This window comes from Salinivibrio costicola subsp. alcaliphilus (assembly GCF_001996185.1).
GTDB classification, from domain to species: Bacteria; Pseudomonadota; Gammaproteobacteria; order Enterobacterales; family Vibrionaceae; genus Salinivibrio; species Salinivibrio costicola.
On sequence record NZ_MUFR01000125.1, the window covers coordinates 1 to 598 of the forward strand.

General features: G+C 54.8%; 1 protein-coding gene and 1 pseudogene. Both read right to left on the bottom strand.

The window, feature by feature from the left end:
- Positions 1-234, bottom strand: a pseudogene (locus BZJ21_RS15470) (glycosyl hydrolase family 26); the annotation flags it as partial.
- A gap of 49 nt (positions 235-283) precedes the next feature.
- Positions 284-583: a PAAR domain-containing protein gene (locus tag BZJ21_RS15475; RefSeq protein WP_077670261.1), complete on the bottom strand. Its 300-nt coding sequence runs from the start codon at positions 581-583 to the stop codon at positions 284-286.
- Positions 584-598 lie beyond the last annotated feature (15 nt).

The following is a 598-nucleotide window of genomic DNA, read 5'->3' on the forward strand; positions in this document are numbered from 1 at the left end:
GAAGGTGGCCGCGCTCGAGCCTAGGTTGTCTATGGCATCTATGTTATTGATGACACCAAAGCAATACATGGTTTGTGAACGGATATTGGCGGTGTATAACACAGGCGGATTCTCGCCTTCGTTATCAATCTCGATATCAACGGTCGACACCTGCTCTCTCGCTTGCCTCATGTCTGAATCACTCCAACAGCCGGTCAGTAAAGACAGGCAGAGTACAGCAGCAATCTTTTTCATCTCGACTCGCTTATGTCTAATAGTGAAGTAGCTAGAGGCGTTGCCGCCTCTAACCAATAATGACATCCCCGGAGCCTGACACCAATACGCCACCACAGTTAAGCGCATCGCCAATGCGGGCGGCGGGTTTACCATCAATCACTACCCCAGCTGAGCCCGCGGCAATCTGGCGACCATGAAAGCCATGTGGTTTTTTGGGGCATGGGCAGCCGTGCGGGGCGGCGGTATCCCCCACTCTTGCCGCTGGCTTGCCATTAATCATCATCCCAGCGCTGGCGCTGGTCACTGCGGTGGGCGGAAAACAACCATGTCCACCGGCGGTATCCCCTAATCGTGCTGCGCCTGGCATAGCGCCTCCTTAACG